General features: G+C 51.9%; 2 protein-coding genes. Both read right to left on the bottom strand.

Features of this window, described 5'->3' with window-relative positions:
• Positions 1-43 precede the first annotated feature (43 nt).
• Complete coding sequence (locus tag D5S03_RS01305; RefSeq protein WP_287042448.1) at positions 44-817, bottom strand: sulfite exporter TauE/SafE family protein; 774 nt, start codon at positions 815-817, stop codon at positions 44-46.
• Positions 818-853: 36 nt separating this feature from the next.
• Positions 854-1,099, bottom strand: a complete 246-nt coding sequence (locus D5S03_RS01300) for a phosphohydrolase (RefSeq protein ID WP_287042447.1) — start codon at positions 1,097-1,099, stop codon at positions 854-856.
• Positions 1,100-1,300 lie beyond the last annotated feature (201 nt).

Raw genomic sequence — 1,300 nt, 5'->3', positions numbered from 1 at the left:
TTGTGCCAGTAATCAACACCGAGGACCCTCTGAATGGTTACGATTAAACTACACCCAGGATGAGCAGGATGGAAACAAGCAGGAGCATAATGCCTACAATCAGCTGTACTGTCCTGAAGGTGATTTTGGACAATACTCTGCGCCCGATAAAGGCTCCGGCAAAGGCTGCCAGCACAGCCGCAGCAATAAGAGGCAGGTTTTCACGGATTTCTGGGGTGTGCACCATACCGGAATAGACGGTGATCCTGGATACATCCACAAGCACTGCGATAACCACCCCGGTTCCCACAAAGGCCTCTTTATCCAGGCCGGATTTGAGCAGAAAAGCACTGCGAAAAGCCCCCTGGTGTCCGGAAAGGCCCCCGTAAAATCCGCTGAGCACTCCGCCCAGGGGCAGGTATGCAGGAGATATCTGCAGCCGGTTCAGGGGTGAGTAGAGCTCCAGCATGGCGAAAAACCCCATAAGTAGCCCAATAACTAAGTTTACCGGGTAAACCTTCATGTGCCTTCCCCACAGCTCATAACTGTATACCGGCTCCAGGTCTGCCAGAGACAGAAGAAGCCAGGCCCCGGCAAAACCCGCTGCCAGGGCCGGCAGCCCAAAGCGCAGCAGTGTTGCGCTATCTGCTTTGTTGCCTATGAGAAAAAGCTTGAAAAGGTTATTGGCCAAGTGCACCACTGCAGTCATGGCTACAGCAGCCTGAACAGGAAAAAACAGGACAAAGGCCGGTAAAAGAAGGGTGCCCAGGCCGAATCCGGAAAAAAGGGTGAGTCCGGAAACACCCATGGCCACGATACAGATAAGCAGATAATCCAAAGCAGCACTTCCTGTCAGTTTACCCGGTAAAAGGGCTTATGTTTTCTGCTTTCCGGCCTGCATGGCCTGCAAGCGTTCTTCACCCACACATTCTCTGGCCGAAGGGCACCAGTCCACACAGGATGGCAGGCGGTCCCTGAAAACCATCTTTTTGCATCTGGGGCATCTTCTTCTGGTTTCGTCGGAGAACATCTCTACTTCATGGCCGCAATCCTGACAGGCTATCAGGTCCACCTCCAGGTTGCGGGTACTGCTGCCTGGGCACTGGATTGGATTAGACATTTTCTTCCTCCACGTTTTGCCTGCAGGCTCAATAACTCCAGAAGGGGTTGCCCCGCAAGCTTGCTTATGTTTTTTTCAGCTTCTCAACACAATAATTGCTTTTGCCGGGTTCAGAAGCGAGATGCTGATCTGCAAGTCAATTTCCTCTGATGGTTGCACAAGCCGGGCAAATCGTTCATTGACTTAAGTCAAATAATGAAT

Origin of the sequence: Desulfonatronospira sp. MSAO_Bac3 (assembly GCF_003838035.1) — a bacterium.
Lineage (GTDB): Bacteria > Desulfobacterota > Desulfovibrionia > Desulfovibrionales > Desulfonatronovibrionaceae > Desulfonatronospira > Desulfonatronospira thiodismutans.
This window is presented reverse-complemented; position numbering and strand designations above follow the sequence as displayed.